Below are 23,441 nucleotides of genomic sequence, written 5' to 3' on the forward strand. Positions count from 1 at the left end.
GTTCTCGTCATGCTCGATTTCATACCGATGGTATTTTAATCTTCATCCAGTCGAAGCGGCGATCCGTCCACCACCGTGGCCAGGTCTGTGGCTACTACCTGAGCGTTGTCTTCCAATCCTTCATTAATATAGGCAAAATCCTGGTCTTCGAATAAAATGTTAACCTCTCGGATAGCCAATTCACCATCCTCCATAACCCAAACAGTATTTCCGGGCCGGATGTATTGTCGTTCCAGACGGGTAACATCTTCCAATTCCCGGGCTTCTATCTGCACTTCCACAAAGGTCCCTATGATCAGCGGTGGTTTATCAGGATCGGGTTCTTGTCGCATTAATGGATCTTCCACACTGATGATAACTCTCGCAAGCCGGGTTTGGTTATCCAAGGCACCCACCAGGCGCGAAACCCTACCTTCCCGGAACTGCCCCGGCTCCCAGGCAGCAGGGTGGACAATTTTAACCGGAGCACCCGACCCCTCGGTATTTTCCTCAATGTCTAGCCAGTTGACTTTGGAAAGGGGGACGTTAGCCATTACCCAGTATTCGTCGATCCCTACCAGTCTTCCCAAGTCCGAACCGGGTGCGATTTGAGAACCCAGGTTGACGTTTCGTGATAAAATGTGCGCATCAAATGGCGCTCGAATGCTGGCCCGCTCCAGATTCAGTGAAGCTTGGTTAACAGCTGCTTCTGCAGCCGCTACATTAGCTTTAGCTGCTTCAAGTTGTGGCTTTCGAAGTACCAGATTACGGTTTTCTGAAGATAGTTCATCCCCAATCAGTTCGTAGTCTTTTTGTGCTACGTCCTGTCGGCCCAGTTCCACTTCATAATCGGACTTTGCCAATGCCAAATCGCTTTTTCGCAACAGCAGCGTATTTTCAAAATCGGCAGGATTAATTTGAAGTAGCAACTCTCCTTTATTCACGTAAGCACCAGGAAGAAACTGAGATGCAATCCGGGTGACCTCTCCCCCTACCTGGTTGCTCAGGGAAATATCGGTAGCTGGCTGTACAATGCCCGTAGCCACGACCGTAGGCGAGAAATCGCCCCGTTCGGCCTGGACCACATCCACCAACATGGCGGTGGTCTTGGATGCACCTACCATTTCAGCCTCTGGTGCTGTCCAGAAAAAGATCATGGCTATAAGGATACTGGCTGCCAATAATCCCAGGCTAATCCATACGGTTTTCGTTTTCGTCATTTTGTCGGGATTGTGTTTTCATTTAAGGTAAATTCTCCCCCCGTTTCAATGGGAGTTTCGAAGCCTCCTGCCAAGGCACGGAATAGGGCAACCCGAAACAACAGCTGGTCCAATTCGGCACTAACCAAATCCCGTTTCAATTGCTGCATCTGGTCCAGGCTGACCAATACATCCAGATACGCAATGGACCCGTTCAGGTACTCTACGCGCAGTTGCTGAAACGCCCTTTCGGCGAGATCCAGTTGATTTTCGAGATAACCGATCCGCTTTTTTTGAAGGCTTTCCCGTACCATGGCGTCCTCCACTTCCTGAAGCGCAAGCAGGACCGTTTGCCCATACACCTGTATTTGTTGCTCCCGGAAAGCTTCGGCCTGTCTTTTCTCGGCATTTAGCCTGCCTCCATAAAAAAGCGGCATCAGCAAGCTACCGGTTAGTGAAGCGGCCTGGGATTCTACCAGGTTGGTAAGGGTATTGGATCTTAATGCTCCGGTAAAATCAAAAGTCAACCGTGGATAGGTATTGCTTATGGCTACCGCCACTTCCCTGTCGGCTGCCTCCATTCGATTGAAGCTGCTTTGGATATCCGGACGGCGGTTAATTAATTCCATGGGCAGGCCTGCGTCCGGAAGGGGACCCAATTCAGGAAGCGCACTTTCATCGGAAAAGGATAAGCTTCCCGGCGCTGCACCAAGTAAAACCGCCAGCCGGTTTCGGAGTGTTTTTAGTTCTATCTGAATGGCAGTGGCCTGTTCCCGGGTACTTTGTATCAGTTGTTCCTGGCGAAGAATGTCTACTCCCCTCACCTGTCCACTTGCAAATCGTGCACGGATCAACGCCAACACTTGTTGGTTGTACTCCGTTTGTTCCTGGATTAAATCCAATTGTTCCTGGAATGCCTGCAAAGAAAACCAGGTCAGCGCCACTTCCCCTGCAATGCTGATGGCCAGGGTCTGGTAGTCCAAAAAGGTGGCCTGCAGCCGGTTTTCTGCAGCCAGTTTACTTTGCTTTACCCGACCCCAGAGATCCACTTCGTAACTGCTTCGTAATGCTAACTGGGTATTTTCACCCCCAACGAAGTCTGGAACGGGTCGGCTGGCACCACCCTGAAGCTGTAGAAAAACCTGTGGTACCCTCTCGGATGCGATGATGGCCACATTGCTGGCTTCCTGCGCCACCTGATACCAGGAACCTTTTAATTCAAGATTGTGAAATAACGCACTGTCAACCAGTGAATTTAGCTTAGGATCCCCGAAGGACTTCCACCAGTCTGGCTCCAATTCGGACGCGCCTGTGGGAAGTGAAAACGCCTCGGGCAATGCTACCGGAACATCCCGGGTGGTAATTCTATTCCCACAACCCACGGTCATTCCCAGAATGGCCAGCCACAAAATAGTTCGTAGGGTTTCCTGATGCAAAGCAGGGATAAAATGCAGTTTAAAACGTCGGTTACAGGGCAAAAGATCTATAGTTTTTAATGAAGTTAGCAAAAATCACCGGGTAATCATAGCTCCTATTAGGAACGACATGGCGTGATACAAATAGTTTTTTGCCCTTCACTTGAACAAAGGTAAAAGCAATAGTCTATCCAATAAAGAGAAAGCCATCCCAGGTAAGGTGGCAAAGTAAGGCAACAATTTGAAGAAAATCTGAATTTGACCGCATAGTTTGAAAACTTAAGGGATTTGATTGATTGGCTTTTTGAGGTTTTCCAACTGTTCCTGGTAGTCAAACTGCAGGTCCTCATGTAGATTACCAATGAGTTTTTCCACTTTACCCACTTGAAGGGCATACAGATTATCAATAACCGGATAGTGGTATTCCAGGTAGCCAAACTCCTCCAATTGACGACAGAAAAAGGTGATTAATTCAATCTTTGCGTTGGAATCTTTGGTTAGTTTCAGGTTCTTGTTTAGAATTCTCCGAATTCCTTGTGCTGATTTTTTGGCAAAGTAGTAGTTTTTACTGTTCGCAGAATTAAAGGCTTTTTCCAATTCTTCTTTCACCGTATCCACGAAAAGAGAGGCATCATCGGAGTCAAACAACTTAAAATAAAGGAAAGCTTTATTATCTCGGTTGAGCTTACTAAGGTGCAATACCAGGTCGATTAGCTCCTTCGAATCTCTATGTTGCAGTTCCTTTTTTAAACTGTTTAAACTGGGTAATTGCATGGTTTGGTTTACTTTTCTAATCCGCCAGGAAATTTCCGAAATGATTTGGCAAAAACAAGAGGTTTTTCAAAACTATTAATCTTTACTGAAAGAAAAAATGCCACTTAGGCGGAGTAAAAGGGTGAAAACTGCGGCAATGGATCCTAGCAAGGCATTCATATCATCCAGAATATGTATTTTACCAAATGAAACAAATATAATTAGTCCTAAAATAACCATCAAAAACACGGAAGAAGTAACACTCCAATTACCATTTTCTTTAGAGGCCAATTCATTTTTCAAGGAAATGTCATTATCCACTTTCGTCAGTACAAAATTGGTAAAACTGGCATTCATGAGTCTGAGAGAGTCATCATATACCAAAATCCCCTTGTGCAATAATTCTAAAATACCATTCACGTTATTTGGATTCACAAATCCATCCATTGCAATATCATATACGATATACTGCTCTTGCTTTGACAAAGAATTCCAAACAGAAAAATAGTAGGGATAGGCAATTTCCTGAATATTCAGAATCAGATCCTCATCATTAATTTCATTAAAAGTCAAACGATTAGTTTGACCGCTATTTTCAAGATCCATTTGAAATCGTAAGTTAATTTTTCGTAGATAGGTCCCATGCTTTAATTCAGATTTCAAAAAAGGAAATTCATTCCTGCTTTCATCAAAAAAGCTTCCAGTAGACTCTAAGGGAATGGTAATATTATAAAAACTGCCAAATAGGTGTAACCACATTCGGTAATCATTGGCAATATCGTCGATCATTCGTTGTTTTTCGAGGTAATCACTGCCGTCTTTTTTAAGATCTATCTTGAATCTTTTAAGTTGATCTTCATAATATTCGTGTATTTTAATCAAACTCATTTCAGAGCAAATGATTACTCGGATGGTTGAATTGGCAATAAGCCTTCTGATTATACCCAACTTAATTTTGTTCAACTCAATATTCTCATAAGAAAACTCAAAGTGTTCTATTAAAACAATTAACTGAGGTGATTTAGAATTTGAATTCAAATCTGGTTTGTCATAAATAGCCTCTTTCAAAGGCAAAAGTTTTTCTTCGGAAACATTAAATAGTAATTTTAAATCAATTTGATAATTCACTTCTGGAAAAAGCAAATAATGATTCTTGTATCTGGGCTCGGTAATCTTTTCACAAAAATCGGTAATTAGAAGCATGTCCATACTAAAAAACCTATCAGAAAATTTGGATTTCAGACTATGGTATACAGCAGAAATGTGGGAGGCATTTACACCAGTTATTAAAATATTGTTATAGGCATTTAAACCGGGTAAGGACACGTTTTTTTGATCAGTTCCTTGATTAATTACCTCCTGTATAGGCAATTTCTGACGTTCGTCTAATTCGGTATAAATACTAATCAATTGATTCATAAATTCATTCAGCTTGGTTTCAAAAATCATTGTTTTAGCATAAACACGAAAATCCAACCCATAAATTTTATTAATCGTAAAATTAAGGATAAAATAAATAAATATTAATGTCACAATAAATAGAAAAAATAATGATGTGTTTTTAGCAAATGAAGAATAAAGGATGCTATCATAATGTTCAATACCCAAATCAAACAAATTATTTTTTAAAATAAACTGATCAGAACCCTTTTCTTTATATAATTCTATAAATGAACTATCTGATGCTATTAAAGCATTGGTAAGTTCCCCATATCTATTAAACGGAAATCTAAGACCAGAATACCAATACGGAACGATATGGTTTATTGGGTATTCATAAACAGTAGTATCTTTTAGATTAGAATCTGCAAATTCCGAAATGGATGATTCTGGGTTATTAAAGAAAAGAAAAATAAGGTCGTCCATTTTCATTTGATTGATAAAGACATCTAAATTCTCAATATTTGAAACTATCCTTCCCTCCTTTTCAGAAACAAATTGTGATCTCTTTTCATCTTTCCAACTTTTTATATTAAAATCTATATTTTTTGTTTTGTTAATAAAAGCGAGGGAACTTTCCATCTTGAAAGCAATGGAGTAAAAAATAATCGGTGGTAAAATCGTTATTAAAATTAAAAGTGATAATACATATAGCTTGTATATAGAATATATATTTACTAAAAGTTTACTTTTAAATAAATTATCAGAAAATCTCTTTAAAGAAATACGTGTATTACCAAAAGGAATAAAATTATATATTGTCAAAATAAATATCAAAAGTATCAATAAATCTATATAAATATAAATAACTGATTCTGAATACCATTTCATTTTCACTACAATTATAAAAATAATAGAGGTTAGAATAAATAACTTAAAAATTTTATTTCTCATATCAGGACTATTAGAAATATAATTCCTAACCTGGAATAAATAGGAAGTTATTTTCCAAAAGTTATATGTAATTAAGACACTACAAGTACTTATTACCGAAAAAATTAACAAACCAATACTATTTTCATATAATGCCCAGTTAAGAATTAAAAATAATATTCCAAAAAAATTAAATAAAATCAGATTTCCATACATTTCTTTAGCCTTTGTGTTTTCATCAGTATACGGCCTAAGCCAAAAAAATAGAAATCGTTTTTGTTTAATCAATGTATAGTTACCTGTAGTAGAAAACAAAGCAACACTTAAAAGAAGCAATACAGCTAAGAAAATCAATTGAAATACGATTGTTGAAGAAATAGCTAAGGAATTAGAGGTATCGATAAATTCACTGTCTAGAAACGTAGCAAGGTATATATGATCTAACCCATCTACCTTATTCATATACATATAGTGTTCTTTACCCATGTAGTTTACTTTTTCATGAGATGGAGAATTGCTTTCTATATTGTAATTAAAGTTGTTATTAGTTTCCTCCAGGAAATTTTCATTTAAATTTCTGTTCTTATCGGAATGAAATAGGGTATTTCCTGTTTCATCGAAAAAGCAAAAGCCGTATCCTTCTTCTAAAATGGGGTTCATAATAGAAACCAAAGATAAGCTGGTAGCTAATACTGGTAAGCTATCTATCCCACTCTCCATCCCCAGTCCCATCTCGTAGTTTCCATCACTTACAGAACGTATGGATTCAAATGAAATATTTTGCCCATTATAATTAAACGTATTTCCGTTGGGTATATCCATCACATAGTTCCTGTGACTTAGGTCATATAACAGACTTGCATTCTTCTCATTACTTAAATATATTCTAATTTTTCCCTTAGGGTCACACCAAAAAATAGAATTAAAATATTTATACTTAGATTGTTCATCAATTTGTGGTGGTAATGACTCACTTTTAAAATTTCTGAACGCTGTATAATACTTTATCTTCTTACTTACAGAATCTATTTCGGATGAATGTTCAAAAAAGGATAACTTCCTAATTTTATTGGTAAAATTACTGCTATCAATTGTAGAAATTTCTTTATTGATGTTTTGTTTTATTTCTGATAGCAGATTTGTAACGTTTTTTAGTTCTTCTTTAAAGTTATTTTCTATTTTAAAATGTATATGTTCGAGATTTGATTTAGTTTGCTTACCTATATTTCCAAAATGGTAGGTAAAAAATAGAATTACCAAAATTAATACTGTTGGCAATAATGAAATCGATACGCCTGTAAAGAAAATGTCTTTTAAAGATAGCCGTTCTGAATGACTCATTACCCATAATTTGATAAAAGGCAATGCGTGAATCAATAAAACGGTTAGGATTAAAATAAATGAAATTAAATAAATGGAAACCTCTCTTTTTTTATCTTCGTAAATATCTTTTGATATATATCCTGTAAGGAATATATTATTCTCTTCATTATTTAAATAGGAAATATTAAAAGCTTTATATTTATTATATCCAAAGTCAATTTCAAAGAGGCTGTTAGAGGTGTAGTTTGATTCAATTGAATCGAGAGTGATAATTTGTCCTTTTGGATCGTTAATATAGAGCATGGAAAGAGTTCCTTCTTCTTTCCTAAATTGAGTTATAGATACGAAATCAAAAACATCTCTTCTTTCTATCAAGGGGTTTTGAAGTATTTCAGCGTAACTTTTGTTAACGACTGATTCTACCGGATATTCTTTATTAGAGGTTGCATCATCAAGGGATCCTTCTTTGCCTGTTTCTGTCGGATTGGAGGCGTCATTTTCTGACGTTTCTAACTTGAAAACCAGATTATCTGCGCCAAATATAATATTTGTAATATTTTGACCTTTTTCATTCCGTATGATTTTTCTTTCATTCTCTAATAGGTTGTGGATGTTTCCTTTGATTTTTTCAAGGATCCGCATATTGTTATTCACTAATTTCTCCTCATTGCGAGGAACGTAAACGAAAAAGTAGTAAAAAAATGCCAGCGAAATAATGATCAACGTTGAAAGTAAAACCCAGGCTTTATTTGAAATTCGCATCATAGAAGATCATTTATAAAAGTGGAGATCCTCCGGCTAACAATAGTCTATTCCTTTTCAAAGGTTTAGGGATTTTTTACCTATAATAAGAAATTGAGTAGGCTTTGTTCGGAAGGTTTCGGAATCATTTTCTCTGGTAGAAAAGAAAATGGTAGGTTTAGCTTGTTTAGACTTGAATAGATCTGATGATATAAGATACCTTATATCACATCCTTCTAAATGTAGGATTTTAATTGCTAATAATCAATACCTTAGCCGGGGTATCTAAATTTCGAATAGGTACATTTCAGGTTACTTATTCGCAATCCGTGCAACAAATATCCGGCACTTTTGTTAAACGAGAACTACGCAGGATTCGATGGTGTCCCAATTCATCGCTTACCGGACTAGTATCGTTTCTGGCTATTGAAGCATTGGCTGTATTTGAACCGAACCGGTGCTGGTAACTTTGATTGAAAGCTTCTCTCTGTCCGGTACTCATGAAATTTCTAGTTGATTCGGCCACCAGTGCATCTTCCAGTCCCGATACATGGTCAAAAACATTTCGGATTTGAGGCAACACTTCAACAACCACTACGCTAAGGGATGCGTCCGTGGGTAAACCATACAGCTGGAGAAGTTGGCTTACTTTTTTATTGGTCCAAATGGTTGTTCCATACTTAGTAGCACCTTTGTTCTTATTGGTAGCCGTTTTTAGTTTAAGGAATTTACCGGCTGCGGCTATACCTTCCTGCCCTTTTAGCGTTTTTATCGCAATCTGATTGAGAAGTTGCAAATCCTGATTCGTGTATTTTTCAAGGGTATCTTGCTGGGTAGGCGGGTTAACTTGAATCCGCCAATCCAGGGGCCGGTCATCCAATAGGATATTACGGTAATCCTGATTATCTACGCGTTTTACTTGTGCATAAAGCAGGGCCCATAATTCCGTTCGTGGCGGGTTTGCGGTTACATTTTTACCCTTGTGAACGGATACAGCATAAGGAGCGGTCACCCATATTTTGTCATTATCCCGGTTTGGAACACAGGTCAGGACCGGTGCAGGATGCTGAATACCCTGCATTTTCAGACGCCTACCAAACCTGCCTTGAGCCGTGGTCCAAACCTTTTCCGTCGGATCGCCTTCATTGACGGGTTTCCGCTCGAAATGGCCCACTCTAAATTCATAGGTAAAAAATCCAAACATTTCATCGCTATTGGCGTGAAGACCAGGTGGTAGAGGCAGTATGTAGTGTACATCGCTGTCTTTACTCTTGAGCATTGGTTGCATGGCATTCAAGCCGGCCAAATCATTGGAAGAAGCCGGGGAGACGATGCGAATGAGCTCCGGATCGATCGGCAAGGATGGCTCCTCAGGCGCCAAAAATAATGAGGGATGGTTATTGCTGATCAACTGGTCCGGAGCCTGTGCCAAAACCCGGGCAAAATAGCAATCCTGTGGGTCTTCCACCGGTTGGTCGAATTCGATCCATAAAAACCGCTTTCTGGATTCGCTATTTGCATATTTTTCATCCCGAATATAAGGAGAAAGCGCATAGCCAGCCGAAACGATTTTGGGCACCTGAGCAGGCGGGCTGGTTATGGGCAGCGTCATCTCGATGGTTTCCATTGTATCGTTGCTGGCACCATGTGCTGGTTTAAACCGGGCTTCCAGGCTGTAGCTGAGGTCGATGGTATCCGGAAAGGCACCCGTTTCTTCCCGTTTGGGCTCCACGGCATCAAAAAACACTAACTGGCTGCTGTTTCGCTGCGGTGCGTCTAAGGATTCAAAAGAAGCCGTGCGTATCATTTTAAGCTTTCCAGCAATGACGTCAATTTCCCCTTCCTCGGTATCGTGCGTAAACTTTTTGGATCTTCTCACCCAAAAAGCCTCCGTCTCCAGGGCATCCCACATCCAGTCCCGATCCAGTTCATAGTTTAAACAACATATCCAGTGATTATACAAATCACCTTTGGAAGCGAACGTAATGGATGAACCATCCGGAGCCAGGCTATGCCGAATGCGGCTGCTGCAACCAAAAACCACGCGTTTTCCTTTTGGGGCATACAAGGTCAGTCCATTGCTTTGCAGGTTTAACCGATCTGCCAATTGCTGAATGTTGCTGTTTTGTCTTTCCTGCGACGTTCCTAAAAGGATACTATTCCAGGTTCCATCAAATACGGTGATGGCGTCAGGGCGCATGTAAATTCCCTGAAGGCTGGACACTCCTGCCGACTGCACCAGCAAATTGGTTTCGTCCAGGGAAGGTTGGTACAGCAAAACAGAAAACGATGCTCCATACCGCACGTCTAAATGCGGATCTGATGCATCTACTATACCGTAATATTCCTCCGTTTGCGAATCGGTTTCCTTATCCTCACAAACCGCCCGAATAGTCAATCTTGCCGTCCTGGCCGTAGGGAGAACCAATTCAGCGAGTTGGTCTATATCATCCTCCAGCCCCAGGTCCTGGGCCAGGTTTTGCGTGGTTCCCGTATGCAACACCTTATCGGTACCCTGAATATCCCGGTAAACGATGGGTATATTTAGGCTCGCCTCGTATTGGTCTTCATTATTCTCAATGGCCGGAAAATAGCGGTAGGTAGTATACAAGTGGACATAATCGTCCTTTCCATTTACACTGTCCAATTTGTCCAACTTCAAGGTGGCTATTTCGACGATTATTTCCACCCGATCCACATCCGGATCCGCAATACCTAATCCCACCCGATGTTCCGCATCAGCAGCTTCAGGACTAAGTCCCAGATTGGATTGGGTAAGTAATCTGTTGATTGGATCGCTGTATTTACCGGTATAGACCACTGCGGGATAGCCTAATTTGGGTCTGCGAATGTTCAATGCGTCCAGATTATTGGGCCCGTCGACACCGGTAACCGGGTGTATATCTCCCTCGGCCGCTTCGGGGTTAGACTCAATTTCCTGTATCCGGGGTTGAATGGGGGCAATAAATCGTTTAAATCGACAAAATCCAATATCGGACGGGGTTTCATTGATGGGTTGCCGGTCAATCGATGGCACGCCCCCGCTAATATCCTGCATCCGTACCCGGAACTCGTAGCCTTGCCCATATCGAAGTTGGGCATTCAAAATGCCCGCCTGATAGATTTGATTGAGTTGGTTTTGGGCTGCTCCTGTTACTCCGGTACCCGTGGTTACCGGGTTTCCGTCCTTATCGGTCGCCGGCTGACCGTCGGGGTCGGCATCCAGGTTCGGATGGGTATTTTGGTATACGGTGGCTGCATCTTCATCGGGCAAAACCATGCTATGGCCTGTCCAGTTGGCAAAATACATGGGCAGCCAGTAAGGCTGTGGCTGCCCAAGTACCTGCTCGGTCCCATCTAGCTGCGTGGGGTATACCTGATACGGCAGTTCACCAGCAAAATCTCCCAAGACTATGGTATCATTCGGATTGGCGGGATTTCGGCTTAAGGAAAACGTGTTTCGGTTGCTTACCCAATTCAAGGATTCCCAGGGTCCTTGCTCCTCGCCTTCTTCAGCCTGCTGCCGCACGTCTATTACAAATCCATGAACTCCGATGGGGGCGTCCAGTCTTTTGACCGGGCCGTTGACACTGGAATCTACGGCGAGTTGGCGGATGTACCAATTCAGCAATTGCAAATCATCCCATCCCAGTTGTATTCCCGAATCTGTAAGGGGATAAGCACCATCTGCTTCCTCTATTAATGGATCGCGATGGGGTGCCTGATGGCAATGCACGGTTTTGGCAAAACCGTCATCGTAGACAGCCGTTTCGATAAAAAGTTCATCGTAATTACCATCATGAACGTTCAGCACAGGGTACAGCAAAGGGGCAAATACCTGTCTTGGCTCCCCGGGTCTAAGGATGGGAATCCGCGCTGCGTAGCGTTTTATAAAGGTATCGTCAGCGGCAAACTGAGGGCTAAAACTACTGCCATCTGCCAGGTCCAGGTACAAAAATCCTCCCTCCGGGAAGGTATCAGCTTCTATAGGCAAATAAAAGGTATAAATAAACCCGGCTGCTCTGGCCAATAACGGTTGTCTTAAAATATGGGCAAAAACCTTTCCCCAGCTAATAGAGGGGCCAGTTTGCTGAAATCCCTGATGGAATTTAGCTCCTTTTACTGCACAATGATAGGTATCATCCGTAAAGGCATTTTTACTATTGATGGCCTTTAGCCCAGTCGCTTTTAAAAATGTTTTAGGTAAGTGCTTATAAACAGAAACGTTCCGTTGCCGGGGAGCTTCAAATTGCCTGGATGTTGGAATATTGGTCAAACTAGCATTGGAATTTACCATATTGAAGTCCAGAATCTGCAGGTGGTTGGCCATGGCCTCAAATATTTCCCTGGGATTCTGCGGTGACGCTGTGACCTCAACAGGCAGGGCATTTGTCAGGGGTTGCGGCTGAGGCAGTGGATTGGCACCAAAACCCTGCACAAGCTGTGCAGCAAAGGAAAAGTTGGCATCGGCAAAAGCTGCTTCCGCATTCGGAATGGCCGGTTCCTCCCCTGTTATGATAGGGTTCAAGGGGTTATGATCCCGCGGTATTACGACGATATTTACCTGTAATTCGTTTCCGTCAAAATATTGCGGAAAGGTCATTATGGAAAGTCTTTGGTTTGGATTCATGGCAAAAATGAATTAAGCAATCCGGCGCTGCTCCTGCCAGGATTCGGTGAAACTGATATTGATGATAAAGGCGATACTGATATCCAGACCAAAGGTAACCTGGCACTGCATGTCGGTTCGCGATTCGCCGCCTCCGATGGCCTTTTTGGAATAGGTGCCTTTGGCTTCTATGCGAATGGTGATCGAAACGATCCCTCCAAGAATTTCAGCATGTCCTTCAAAGAGTAGAAAAGCGGAGACTTCCACGACACCTTCAGCGATGAAAATTTCGGCTCCCACTACGAATAGTACACTGACATTGCCAGCCACAGGAAGGCCAACCACGATTTGGGCACCAAAGCCGAATTTCATGCGCAGGGATGGGCCTACCTGGGTGTCTGCAGCAATATCCACCTCGGCCTGGCCAATGGCGTAAATAGTGGCTGCCGATACGGATACGCACATCACCGACAGCCTACCATAAAATCCGAGCACACCCCCAGCTGAGGGCAGCAACTCATCGGTATTGCTGGTAACTTTCAGGGCGGCGTTGAAATAGGCTCCGATCTTTAGCCCTGCCTCCAGCTTGAATGGGGTATTGGGGTCGTTGTATACCGCATCAGGTACAGGAAACCGGATTACGGGTATTTCTTTAGAGGCCTCAAATTTGTATTCCCAGCTACCGGCTTTATTGCTCATGGCCAGCTTTAGACCGTTTTGAACGGCCTCCCCGTAGTTTCCATCCTGCAAGCTTTGCAGGATTTCCAATAGGTCTACCAACGGGTCCAACTCGGGGGCAAATTCCAGATCGGGTTTGGGGTAGGTCGCTTCCTTGCCGTTTTCGGAATCCCAATTACCTCGAATGGTCATTAGCCGCTCAATACCGGCCAGATCAATCACCAGTCCGATGTTGTTCATCTTGCTTTTCCAGCTTTCCGTTACCGAATTGATGTCAAAATCCAGAGAACCGGGTTCTTCTACATTTCCGTCTTTGTCTTTTTTGTCGTACTCGATGTAAATCCGGAAATTACCATCCCCTACATCGATCAATTCAAATTCGGTAGGAAGGTCAAAAAATTCTTCCGGATTGTGTAAGAGCTGGAGCCCCTGCTCTTTGACATTATTCAATGTATCCTGAACGTCCATCAGTTCATACACATCCTGTCCCAAATCCTGAAGGGCATTCAGATTGAAAGGAAATGAGCCGTTTTTCTTCATCAGAATGGCCTCTCCCAAGGTTAGCGCAGAGAAGTCATCACCTGCACCTATATTGGGGAAAATCCCCTTGGTATTGACAATGCGGAAGGCATCCACAAACAAAGGAGGCGTTTTACTGAGGAGTTTTTTAACACCATTTTGAAATGAGGGTGTAAGCAACAATGCTTTCTGAGTATCGGTGCTCTGCAAAAAGCCGTAATTCACCGTCCCGTTGACAGGTTGGCGCAGCAGCTCCAGGGGCTCCGCTATTCGGGTAAGTACATTGGACACAGGGGTATCGATTTTAACCCCATTCCCATCTTTCACGATTTTACCGTTTCGAATGACCGGAATTCCAAAATTGGGAGGTACAGGGCTTACATCCCCATTGGCCCGCTCGTGTTTGACCATGGACCAGCTGCCGTCTTTGGGAAGCAAAACGTTTCCCCTGCCTGCTACACAAAAAACCGGATCCGTACCATTTTGACCAAAAGAATTGTTAAAATCAAAGCGACTGAACCGCATTTTCTGGCTACTTCCTACCAGCTCCACCTCGCAATCAATGGCTCCTCCAATCGTTCCCTGCCGTTGCACCAGCAGCTTTAAAGCGGTATTGTTTAGCGGGAATCCTTTTGGGCCTAGCTGCACAAAGCCAAGGATCCTGCTTGAGGGGACCAATGCTTTCTCTCCTTCTGCCGTAGGTTTCGTTTGCATCCCGGAGACTACCCCTTCGATTTCCACGTCCGCATCAAAATATACGGGTTGAAGACTGACATCAAAATTTTTGGGTGTTTTGACTTCCATTCCCACCTGATCTACCGATTCCTCGAAAAGCACGTTTTCGTTGAAAGGAGCTACTTCCTGGGTTTCCACTATATTTGAAACGTTGTACAATCCTTTGATCAAGCCCGGATGGATATCCAATTCGGCCATTTTCTCTACGGCTATAAGCTGCGGTTCCGGGTTTTCAGGAGGGCCACCCGGAAAAGCAGGGTTGTTTTCATAGTAGTAATACCGAAAATCAAATTTTCCGTCGCTCTCTGCCCGCCAGCCACTATCGAAACGATAGACATAACCGGAACTAACCCTGAAAAGCGTGATGGTACGCACTACCTTAATGGCCCAGGGATACAGGATACTCTTAACCTGAATGATTTCGTGGGAACACCGGCCCATCATCACGTCAAATTTAGCCTGGCTGGTTTCGGCTACCGCCGCTTTGGTATTCAGCCAATTGCTAAACATATTGGCACCGTAGCCACTCAGATCCATCCGGGTTACCGGTACACCTCGCTGCTTATACAATTCAAAAGGGTAATTGCTATCGTAGTAAAATTCCCGATTAAAAATCTCTGTTACACTTCCTCCCAGGGTGCTGTTTCCAGTAGCATTGCCAAGTATATCCAACACATTATTAATTTGTAGTGTACTGCCCATAAACATCTTGCTATCCCCCTCTCTCAGAGGGATACCTGCGTCCATGCGCAATTGGAGACTAGACTGCACGTCACCGTCAAAATTGATTTTAGTTTCTCTTAAATTCCCTCCCTCCCTGTCAACATTGTTGAACCGATAGTTTTGGGTAAGCAAAGCGGCGGCCTTCATGCCGAAGGGCAGTGTAAAAAAGGAAAACGCCTGGAAATCCGTCTCATTTTTTCGTTTTTCAAGTAAAAAATCAGTCAGAGGAAGTGGCGCCAACACCACTTTTTCATCACTATTGTTAGCGATCCGTGTAGGTCCTCCATCATCAGGATAATAATTAAAACCACCAGCAGGATCTCCGGGGGTGGGGCCATCGGGTGGTGGCAGGGGCGGGCTTAGGTTAATAACCGGTTCCCAGGAGATCTGAGGTACCGTGAAGGCCCGTATATTTTCCCCGGCACTGACCACGTCCAATCCCTGAACCCGAAGGGAAAAAAAACTATAGGAAATTTCTCCCGTGGTTGGATCCCGTTCGGTCTCCACACCGAATTCCCGGCGGTTTAGAAGATCAAAGCTAATACCAAACAGATCGGCATTGGTGCTGACATCCAAAAGGGCAAACGCATCCCTTCTATACCGGTGAGTGTCCTTTTCCCATTGACTCCCATAATCGGGCAAAGGCCGTGGTGCTTCACTGGCAGCATGCGTGACCACACCCGAAAATTCAGTTGATTTTTCGATTTCCAACTGTTCCAGTTTACGCGAAAACCGCAAGGCAGAAAGCCTGTCACCGGGGTTTTCCGCATCTGAAAGCGTAAAAGCCGAGAAAAATGGATTTTCGGATATCGCTGAGAAATTTCCCGGCCCGGAAAATTCCGATACCGGAGCAGAATCATCCGCTGCCTGATCCAGTGAAATGCCGCCAAAAAGCTGATCTAAAGGCGAGAAATGAAAGGAAACGGCAATCCCATCTCCGGCTTCTCCCGCAGACCAGGCCGTTCTTCCCACCAACCATCCTTGTAGGCTGGTTCCTGCACCTCCTGGTACGCCTGCACTATCTCTCCCAAATTGATTTCGAGCTAGCCCCAGATTAGCGGCATAAGGATCAGGCAAGGTTGGAATGTAAGCCAAAAGGCCAAAAGACAGGAACAATGATCCTTCACTTACCTTGGCGAATTCCTCATTTAGTTGACCGAATAAAAGACAGCCATTGGGTTGGGTGACTTTAAAAAGGGCATTGCTCATAGCCAGGGCCATTTGTTCCGGAAGGTAGGGGTCCTGATCGGTAATTTCTGCGGTATCGGCTATCAGGTTATCGTCATAAAGGTAAACCAACCGGTTTGCCGCCGTGGCCGATAAAAACAGCAAAGAATGCCTGGATTGTAACAAGGGCGGGGTGCCGTCTACTTTGACTGGTCGATCCACTTGAAAATCGGTATCACAGAAACGCACCAACAATTCGGTTCCGCTGGCGTGGCTGATGTATAGAAGAGGTCCGGTTTGAGGAAAAGTAAGAACAACACGGGAAGGAATAATTTGCCCTTCTTCTTTCCACAATTCAAGCGACTGACTGGCGTGAGGATTGGCTACACTAAAATCTGCCAGAAGCAATTGTCCGTTACCTGCCAATAGGTGGGTTTGGGATAATTGAAAGCCGCTACCTTGAAGGCCCACCCAGGAATTTACCAAACCCGGACCGGTACGAACATAGAGCTGTCCCGATCCTTCCGGAAGCGTAGGCTGGGTCAGGTCCAGCTGGGTGAGGGGTAACAGCCAGCCGCTAGTTTCAATGACTGCCTTATTACTTAAAAAATTAAAATCTGACTCGTTTTGCTTTATATCCAATTCGCCGCCTGAAGCCTGAAACGGAATTTGAATTCGTTGGAGTGCTGCATGATAATTCAGAGGTTGGTTTTTGGCCCAGCTAAAGTTTATTTTTTGTCCCATCAGGCTCCACCCGGCCCGGCCGACCCGGTTGATAGTTGCCGTATTACTTGAAATGGTAAAATCAAAACTCTCCGGGAAATTCAGCTGCATAGATGCCGCTGCCTTACCATAGGGACTTTTGGTCTTTTTTCCTTTCACTGCTGGCTCCTCTGGTCGTAAGGCCACCTCAATGCTGGCATTAGCCGGCAGGGTAAGTTTATTTTTGATGTTTTTGGCTGGTTGGCTAAGTTTAATCGTGCCTCCCTGGATGGTCAATCCTGTGTAGGAACCTTCTGGCGCATTGGCCGAAAAGAGTCTGGCGTTGATCCAGATTCCTCCCTGATTCAGGTTATATTGCTGCTGTTGCTGACGTGTTAATTTCTTATCGTCAACCTTTTTTTTATCGGAACCTTTGCTTGCCTGAAACAACAATACCGGCATCGCTATACCTTGTTTGTATAGGGCTGTAAAGCTGCCAATAGGAAAAAAATCAAACCAAAATTGCCTGCCATCAATTCCTTTAAAAGGGCCAATCGTTTCATCCACTTTCGATCCTGCCGACCATTCAGCCACGGATTGGGGCACCAGGGAATCCCTAAGTGGCACCTCCCTGCGAAATACTTTGAAGCTGGTATCTGGATTTGATTTTTGCCGGGCCTTTTCGATGCTGCGAATTGCCTTTTTATCGGTTTCGCGAAGGTCATCCAAATAGTACAGATCCGATTTTTCTATGGAAAAGGGATTGGGACGAACTGCTTCGGGTTTACCCTCTAAATGAGTTCGAGTCAAAAGCTTATTAAGTTGTAGGGAGGCTTTTTTGTCTTCCTTAGTTCTTAGACTTAAGGGTCCCATCAGCCCGGATAAAACGGATTTTATGGTTGGCTTTTTCATAGAAAAGGGGTTTGCGGCTAAAAATATAATGGTGTAAATCCCTGATTAAAAACCAGTTTGTTACTAAAAATAAATGTACCCGGATATTAACAAAGCCGCAATCCCCATTTTGGGGGATTTTTAGATCAGGTATGATTTGGAGGCTTCCTTGATGAGTTGGGCTGTATTTTTTACAGCAAATTTTTCAATTAAGTGCTTACGATGAGAAATTGCAGTGTGAATGCTGATATACAGTCTATCGGCAATTTGCCTGGAGGAATAGCCCTCTCCTATTAACTGCAGCACTTCCATTTCCCTGTTCGATATCGCCCAAGTTCTATTCTGTACCGAAAAACGAAAGCGTGAAAAAATATTTTCTATACGTTCCTTATACGATACATCATATAAATAGCTAATTAACAATTCATTACATGACTTAATTAAAAGTGATACCTGGTGTTGGATCAGAAACCATTCCCGGCAGGTATCCTGTATATGGTAAGAAAAAGAAGGTACAGCGTTCCGGCCATTAAAAAAATCAGGGTTTTGGATAATTGATTCAAATACGGGACGAATTCCGGACAACTCATCAGGTTTGATTTTTTGGAACCAAAAATCCCAGCCTCCCCGGGTCATTTCTTGCTTGCTGTAGCCCAGAATGGTTTTAAAGGAGTCGTTGTGATACAAAAATTCCTTATTCCTTTTATCAAACACACTGATCATTAAATTTTTCTCTCCTTCACAATAGCTTGAAAGTGCGCGAATTTCCTCCGGGGACAAAATGGCCGAAACATCCGATTCGATTTCATTTCCTGATATCATTCTTAGAGGTTTAAAAAACAAATGTGCTTTACATCAGGTATTTATACTTAAATATAAAAATTTAATCGGAAAAAACCAGTAATCCTGGAAAAGTAAAAATAAAAAGGTACCCCTACTTCGAGTGGCAGAAAAATCGGTTTGCTTTCTTTTTAAAATAAATAACTAAACCGGGGAGATCATTGAAATTTCTTAATGGTAAAATAGAAAGTACTGCCTTTTCCTGGTTCCGATTCTATCCATATTCTGCCTTCATGTAATTCAACAATAGTTTTACATACGGCCAATCCAATTCCATTGTTATCCACGTCCTGTTTAAGTGATCTGAAAATCTTAAAAATACTTTCAAATTGCTCGGATGGAATCCCCATACCATTGTCTTTTATGGCAAAAAAGAACAAATCTTCTTTTTCCACTGCGCTAATGGATATCACAGGACTGTCATCTCCCCGGTATTTGATAGCGTTGGAAAGAAGGTTTGTAAATAATCTTTTGAAAAGTATGGGATAGACTTTGATTTTTTTCATGGGAATATCGCAGCTAATCTGTCCTCCCATATCGAAGATTTCGGCAGAAAAAATGGTCAACAGTTGATTCTCAAAATCACTTATGTTTATTTCTTCCAATTGTTCATCAAGTCTCCCGGTTCGGGAATATTCCAAAAGACTTTCAATCATTCGGGACATTTCCCAAACTGCTTTTGACATGACATGAAAGTACTTATCAAGGTTTTCACTGGCAGTCGTTTCCCTTTTCTTTTCAATGAGAGCTATCATGGAATTGATATTTCTAAGCGGAGCTTTCAGGTCATGGGAGACGATGTAAGCAAATTCATCCAGTTTTTGATTGGACTCCTCCAATTTGATATTTTTTTCTTTCAGGATATTATTTAGCTTTTGTATCTGAAACTTATAATCAAGTTCAAGCGATGCCTCATGCTGTATGGCGATAAACCCTATCAATTCATTGTCCTGATCGTCGTTATCGAAAAGTGGTTCACAATGAATTGAAACCCAATATTTTTGCCCTTCTTTGGTGTAGTTGATGATTTCGGTCTTAAATCCGGTCTGATTTGCAATGGCCGTTTGCATGTTGCGTACCGTTTTGGCTGAAGTTTCAGCTCCTTGAAGCAATTCGCCCGGGACTCGGCCCAGCAATTCACTTTCACTATAGCCGGTTAACCTTTCAAAGGCTCGGTTTGCATAGGTAATTCTACCCTCTGTATCGGTAATGACTATATTGATGTGGGTATGACTTATTATTTTACTTAGCTGTTCCAGCTCTCTTTCGATATGGATTCTACTGGTGATATCCCTGTTATTCGAAATTATTTTTACAGGATTACCCAATTCGTCCGTAACGACGTTAAAGTTGCTTTCAAACCAGGATATTTGATCATCCGGACGCTTTAACTTGTATTTTATTATTTTCGAACCATTACCTTCCCTTAGTGAATTCAGGGCTGTATTCCATTGTTTTTTGTCTCTTTCTCTCGGAAAATACGCAGGTAATCCATTAAGTAAGACTTCTTTTTGCATAATACCCGTTAGGTCAAATACCGAGGGTGAAACAAATTCGATTTGGCCGTCCAAATCATGAATGCAAATAATATGGGATGAGTTTTTAGCAATCAACTCAAATAAAGCATGCTGCTCCAGATATTTTACCTCTGCATTTTCTAACTCTTTATGGTACTCTGAAATTCGCTGCTTTGCATCGAAGATGGCGGATATATCAAAAAAAGTAATAACCACCCCCTGAACCTGGCTTTTTGAATTTAAAAAAGGGGTGATTTTCAAAGCTAAGGTTTGGTTGGTGCCACCTTTGACGGTGGTTTCAAATGGTGTTAAATCTTTATAAACCAGTTCCACTTTCTGGATAAAACCATCTAACTGAACTTTAGTTCTGAAATTACTAATGTGCCTCCCGATATCCTCGGGCACCAACGAAAGGATTTTTTTTACTGCCGGGGTAAATTTCCGGACCGTCAGGTTGTTATCCAGAAACAAGATGGCAATATCGGTGCTCTGGATGAGGTTATTCAGGTCATTGTTGGACTCCGAAAGCTCCTCGACTTTCTCCATATACTCTGCATTTACCGTATAAAGTTCTTCATTCACAGACTCCAACTCTTCGTTAGAACTTTGTAATTCTTCGTTGGAGGCCTGCAATTCTTCGTTGGAAGACTCCAATTCTTCGATAGTGGTTTGCAGGTTTTCCTGGTTCACACGAAGGTCCCGTTCCAACCGACTGATTTTTTCGATAGATGCCTCTCCGAGATTTACTTCAAATTTCTGCCCGGGTGATTGATCTTCGTTTACTTTGAAAGTTGCTGCAAACAGGCCTGTGGGATGTTTAGCATTAAGCTTTCGGATTTCAATTTCCAAAAACCCATTTTCATTCGAAATGTAAAACTCCTTCAATTCTTCATCCAACGCAATATTTTGAAGTATTGCAGGCTCCTCGGAATTAATGACCTTACCGGTCATCAGTTCCACTGATAGTGCCAATTGGGGCGGTAGCATTCTCAGTACATTTGTATTGATGACCCCTTGAGGTAGTTTTATCCAGCGTATAACCTTTCCAGTGGTATGTACTAAATCAAAATCTTCATTAAATACAATCGTGTCGGGAACAAATTCCTGAATAATAGCCTCCTGAACTTCATGGAGCATGCCCCTGGATTGTGAGGAAGGTTGTTTCGCAATGCTGCCGGATCTCCCGTTCTCATTCCGCGAAAGCAGCTTCTCTATTCCGGGTTTATTACTGAGTCGAATAGGTGAGCCATGCTTCTTTTTATTAGCGTTTTGATAGATCTTGTATCTGGCACTCCTCTCAAGAAATTGGTCGCTCATCCTTCCTAAAGATTCGCTGGAGCCCAGGAATAAAAAACCATCTCTATTTAACGCATATTGAAATAGACCGAAAAGTTTATTTTGTATCGCGCTATTCAGGTAAATCAGAAAATTTCGGCAACTAATCAGGTCAATTTTGCCAAATGGAGGATCCTGAACCAGATTATGAACGGAGAATACGATCATTTCTCGAATCTCATTTATGACAGAATATCCCCTTTTTTGTGGTTTGAAATAGGATTTTAAATATTCAGGAGGAAGCTCTGTGGCAATGCTTTCTGGAAAAATCCTGTTCCCTGCAAATTTAATCGATTCTTTGTTTAGATCGGTCGCAAAAATGACAACGTCGTAATGAACCTTATTAGATCGCATGTAGTCGTTTAGTAGCATGGCAATGCTATATGCTTCCTCACCAGTTGAGCAGGCAGGTACCCAGATCCGAATGCTCTTATTATCCGAATTGGCTGCTATAATCCTTGGTATAACTTCTCTTTTCAATTCCTCAAAGGCATCCTCATCCCTGAAAAAACGAGTAACACCGATCAACAGCTCTGAGGCAAGTTGATGAGATTCTGGAGAGTTTTTATCCAAATAGCGGTAGTACTCATCCATATCGGACAGTCCTAAAACTCCCATCCTCCTGACAGTTCGTCTGTAGATCGTGGAAAATTTATAATCGGCAAAACTCACCCCCGTATCCTTATTGACCAGATCAAGAATGGCAGACAGTTTTTCCGATTGTGATTTTGGGTCTATAGCTGATCCTGCTTTTTTAGAATCATAGTTAAAAAACTTCCTGATTTCGTCCGGCATTTGAGATACCTCACATATCTTATCAACAGAATTGGTGTGAATTGCATTTCTGGGCATCCCATCAAATTTTGCCGTCTCCGGTAGTTGCGCGATAACAAGTCCGCCCCCCTCCTTGATGTATTTTATTCCTTCGGAGCCGTCACTCCCGGTTCCGGAAACTACAATGGCAGCCGCTTTTTCCTTTCCGTATGCTGCGAGCGATTTAAAAAAAGTGCTAATCGGAAAGGATAGTTTCCGATCTTCCTTCTCCCTTAATAAAAAACGACCATTCCTTATTTCAACAAATTTCTTCGGAGGATTAAGGTATATATGGTCCACATGAATTTTAGTCTCATGGGCTATGACCTCAATGGGAAAATGGGTGTACCTGGATAGTAATTCATCCATCAGACTTTTGTGGTTTGGGGCAAGATGTTGGATGATCACATAGGCATATCCCTTTTGTTTTCCTACACTTTCAAAAAATAGCTCAAGTGGTTCAAGTCCTCCTGCGGAGGCACCAATACCTATAATTGGGAAATTTTTATTCATCGCAATCCGAATAATTACTTTTACAAAATTTTTTTGGGGTCTGATTCTTATGAGAAATGACTAACCCCTATCGGCAAGTCTGTATTATTGTAAAAACGGGGAACCATTCCCTACTGGTGATTAATGGAGAATATTCGCACATGTTGCCTGCATCTAATCCGAAAACTACAAAAATTGAGACAAAATCCCATAATTGAATCTAACCAGTGGTTTTATGTTTTCCAAAATACCTCACCAACCTGAAACCAACGTTGTCCAGCTATCTCAAAAAAAACCATCTGACACGTTTGGATGGTTTTAATCCCAGATAGTCACTAAGGACAAGTGTATTAATTGCTCATTTTTCCCTAACTTTATATTGATTACGCAACCAGAAACAAATCAATCACTTGCAAATTTTTAAATAATACGTACATTTAATAGCGAAACTTTAAATCATTTATCTATGTGGGACGACGAAAATACGCAATTCCAGGTGGTGGTCAACCACGAGGAACAATACAGCATCTGGCCGGTAAACAGGGAACTTCCTCTGGGCTGGACATCAGTAGGAAAGGAGGGAAATAAGCAGGAATGTCTGGATTACATTGAAGAAGTCTGGACCGATATGCGCCCGCTTTCCTTGCGAAAAAAAATGGAGGAAATGGAAGGAAAACAGCAAAAGGATACTTAGAAG

9 protein-coding genes are annotated in these 23,441 nt (G+C 42.2%); 1 reads left to right on the forward strand and 8 read right to left on the reverse strand.

Annotation, left to right across the window (positions count from 1 at the left end; all coding sequences use genetic code 11):
* Positions 1-35: 35 nt before the first annotated feature.
* The 8 genes from GKS34_RS03180 to GKS34_RS03215 all read right to left on the reverse strand — a co-directional run bounded on the left by GKS34_RS03180 (position 36) and on the right by GKS34_RS03215 (position 22,765).
* Positions 36-1,199, reverse strand: a complete 1,164-nt coding sequence (locus GKS34_RS03180; protein ID WP_163383351.1) for an efflux RND transporter periplasmic adaptor subunit — start codon at positions 1,197-1,199, stop codon at positions 36-38.
* Positions 1,196-2,656, reverse strand: coding sequence for an efflux transporter outer membrane subunit (locus tag GKS34_RS03185; RefSeq protein ID WP_163383352.1), 1,461 nt, complete (start codon positions 2,654-2,656; stop codon positions 1,196-1,198). The genes GKS34_RS03180 and GKS34_RS03185 overlap by 4 nt, the downstream gene beginning before the upstream one ends.
* A gap of 216 nt (positions 2,657-2,872) precedes the next feature.
* A complete protein-coding gene (locus GKS34_RS03190) occupies positions 2,873-3,367 on the reverse strand; it encodes a protein kinase family protein (RefSeq protein ID WP_163383353.1) in 495 nt (164 codons plus the stop codon).
* A gap of 75 nt (positions 3,368-3,442) precedes the next feature.
* Positions 3,443-7,747 (reverse strand): PDC sensor domain-containing protein, encoded by a 4,305-nt coding sequence (locus tag GKS34_RS03195; RefSeq protein ID WP_163383354.1) that lies wholly within the window; start codon positions 7,745-7,747, stop codon positions 3,443-3,445.
* 292 nt (positions 7,748-8,039) lie between these two features.
* Positions 8,040-12,353 (reverse strand): hypothetical protein, encoded by a 4,314-nt coding sequence (locus tag GKS34_RS03200; RefSeq protein WP_163383355.1) that lies wholly within the window; start codon positions 12,351-12,353, stop codon positions 8,040-8,042.
* 12 nt (positions 12,354-12,365) lie between these two features.
* Positions 12,366-17,768 (reverse strand): hypothetical protein, encoded by a 5,403-nt coding sequence (locus GKS34_RS03205; protein ID WP_163383356.1) that lies wholly within the window; start codon positions 17,766-17,768, stop codon positions 12,366-12,368.
* A 120-nt stretch (positions 17,769-17,888) separates the two neighbouring features.
* Positions 17,889-18,569 carry a LuxR C-terminal-related transcriptional regulator gene (locus GKS34_RS03210; RefSeq protein ID WP_163383357.1) on the reverse strand — a complete coding sequence of 227 codons (681 nt, stop codon included), beginning with the start codon at positions 18,567-18,569 and terminating at the stop codon, positions 17,889-17,891.
* Between the two features lie 176 nt (positions 18,570-18,745).
* Positions 18,746-22,765, reverse strand: coding sequence for a CheR family methyltransferase (locus GKS34_RS03215; RefSeq protein WP_163383358.1), 4,020 nt, complete (start codon positions 22,763-22,765; stop codon positions 18,746-18,748).
* A gap of 445 nt (positions 22,766-23,210) precedes the next feature.
* Between GKS34_RS03215 and GKS34_RS03220 the strand changes: the two genes are divergently transcribed.
* The gene (locus GKS34_RS03220) at positions 23,211-23,438 is read left to right on the forward strand and encodes an MbtH family protein (protein ID WP_163383359.1); all 228 of its coding nucleotides are present in this window, start codon (positions 23,211-23,213) and stop codon (positions 23,436-23,438) included.
* The last annotated feature ends 3 nt before the right edge of the window (positions 23,439-23,441 follow it).

The sequence above is a fragment of the Cyclobacterium jeungdonense genome (genome assembly GCF_010994275.1).
Lineage (GTDB): Bacteria > Bacteroidota > Bacteroidia > Cytophagales > Cyclobacteriaceae > Cyclobacterium > Cyclobacterium jeungdonense.

Coding starts and splice junctions, on each gene's coding strand:
- GKS34_RS03180 (WP_163383351.1), bottom strand. CDS start 1,199: ATGACGAAAACGAAAACCGTATGGATTAGCCTGGGATTATTGGCAGCC.
- GKS34_RS03190 (WP_163383353.1), bottom strand. CDS start 3,367: ATGCAATTACCCAGTTTAAACAGTTTAAAAAAGGAACTGCAACATAGA.
- GKS34_RS03195 (WP_163383354.1), bottom strand. CDS start 7,747: ATGATGCGAATTTCAAATAAAGCCTGGGTTTTACTTTCAACGTTGATC.
- GKS34_RS03200 (WP_163383355.1), bottom strand. CDS start 12,353: ATGAATCCAAACCAAAGACTTTCCATAATGACCTTTCCGCAATATTTT.
- GKS34_RS03205 (WP_163383356.1), bottom strand. CDS start 17,768: ATGAAAAAGCCAACCATAAAATCCGTTTTATCCGGGCTGATGGGACCC.
- GKS34_RS03210 (WP_163383357.1), bottom strand. CDS start 18,569: ATGATATCAGGAAATGAAATCGAATCGGATGTTTCGGCCATTTTGTCC.
- GKS34_RS03215 (WP_163383358.1), bottom strand. CDS start 22,765: ATGAATAAAAATTTCCCAATTATAGGTATTGGTGCCTCCGCAGGAGGA.
- GKS34_RS03220 (WP_163383359.1), top strand. CDS start 23,211: ATGTGGGACGACGAAAATACGCAATTCCAGGTGGTGGTCAACCACGAG.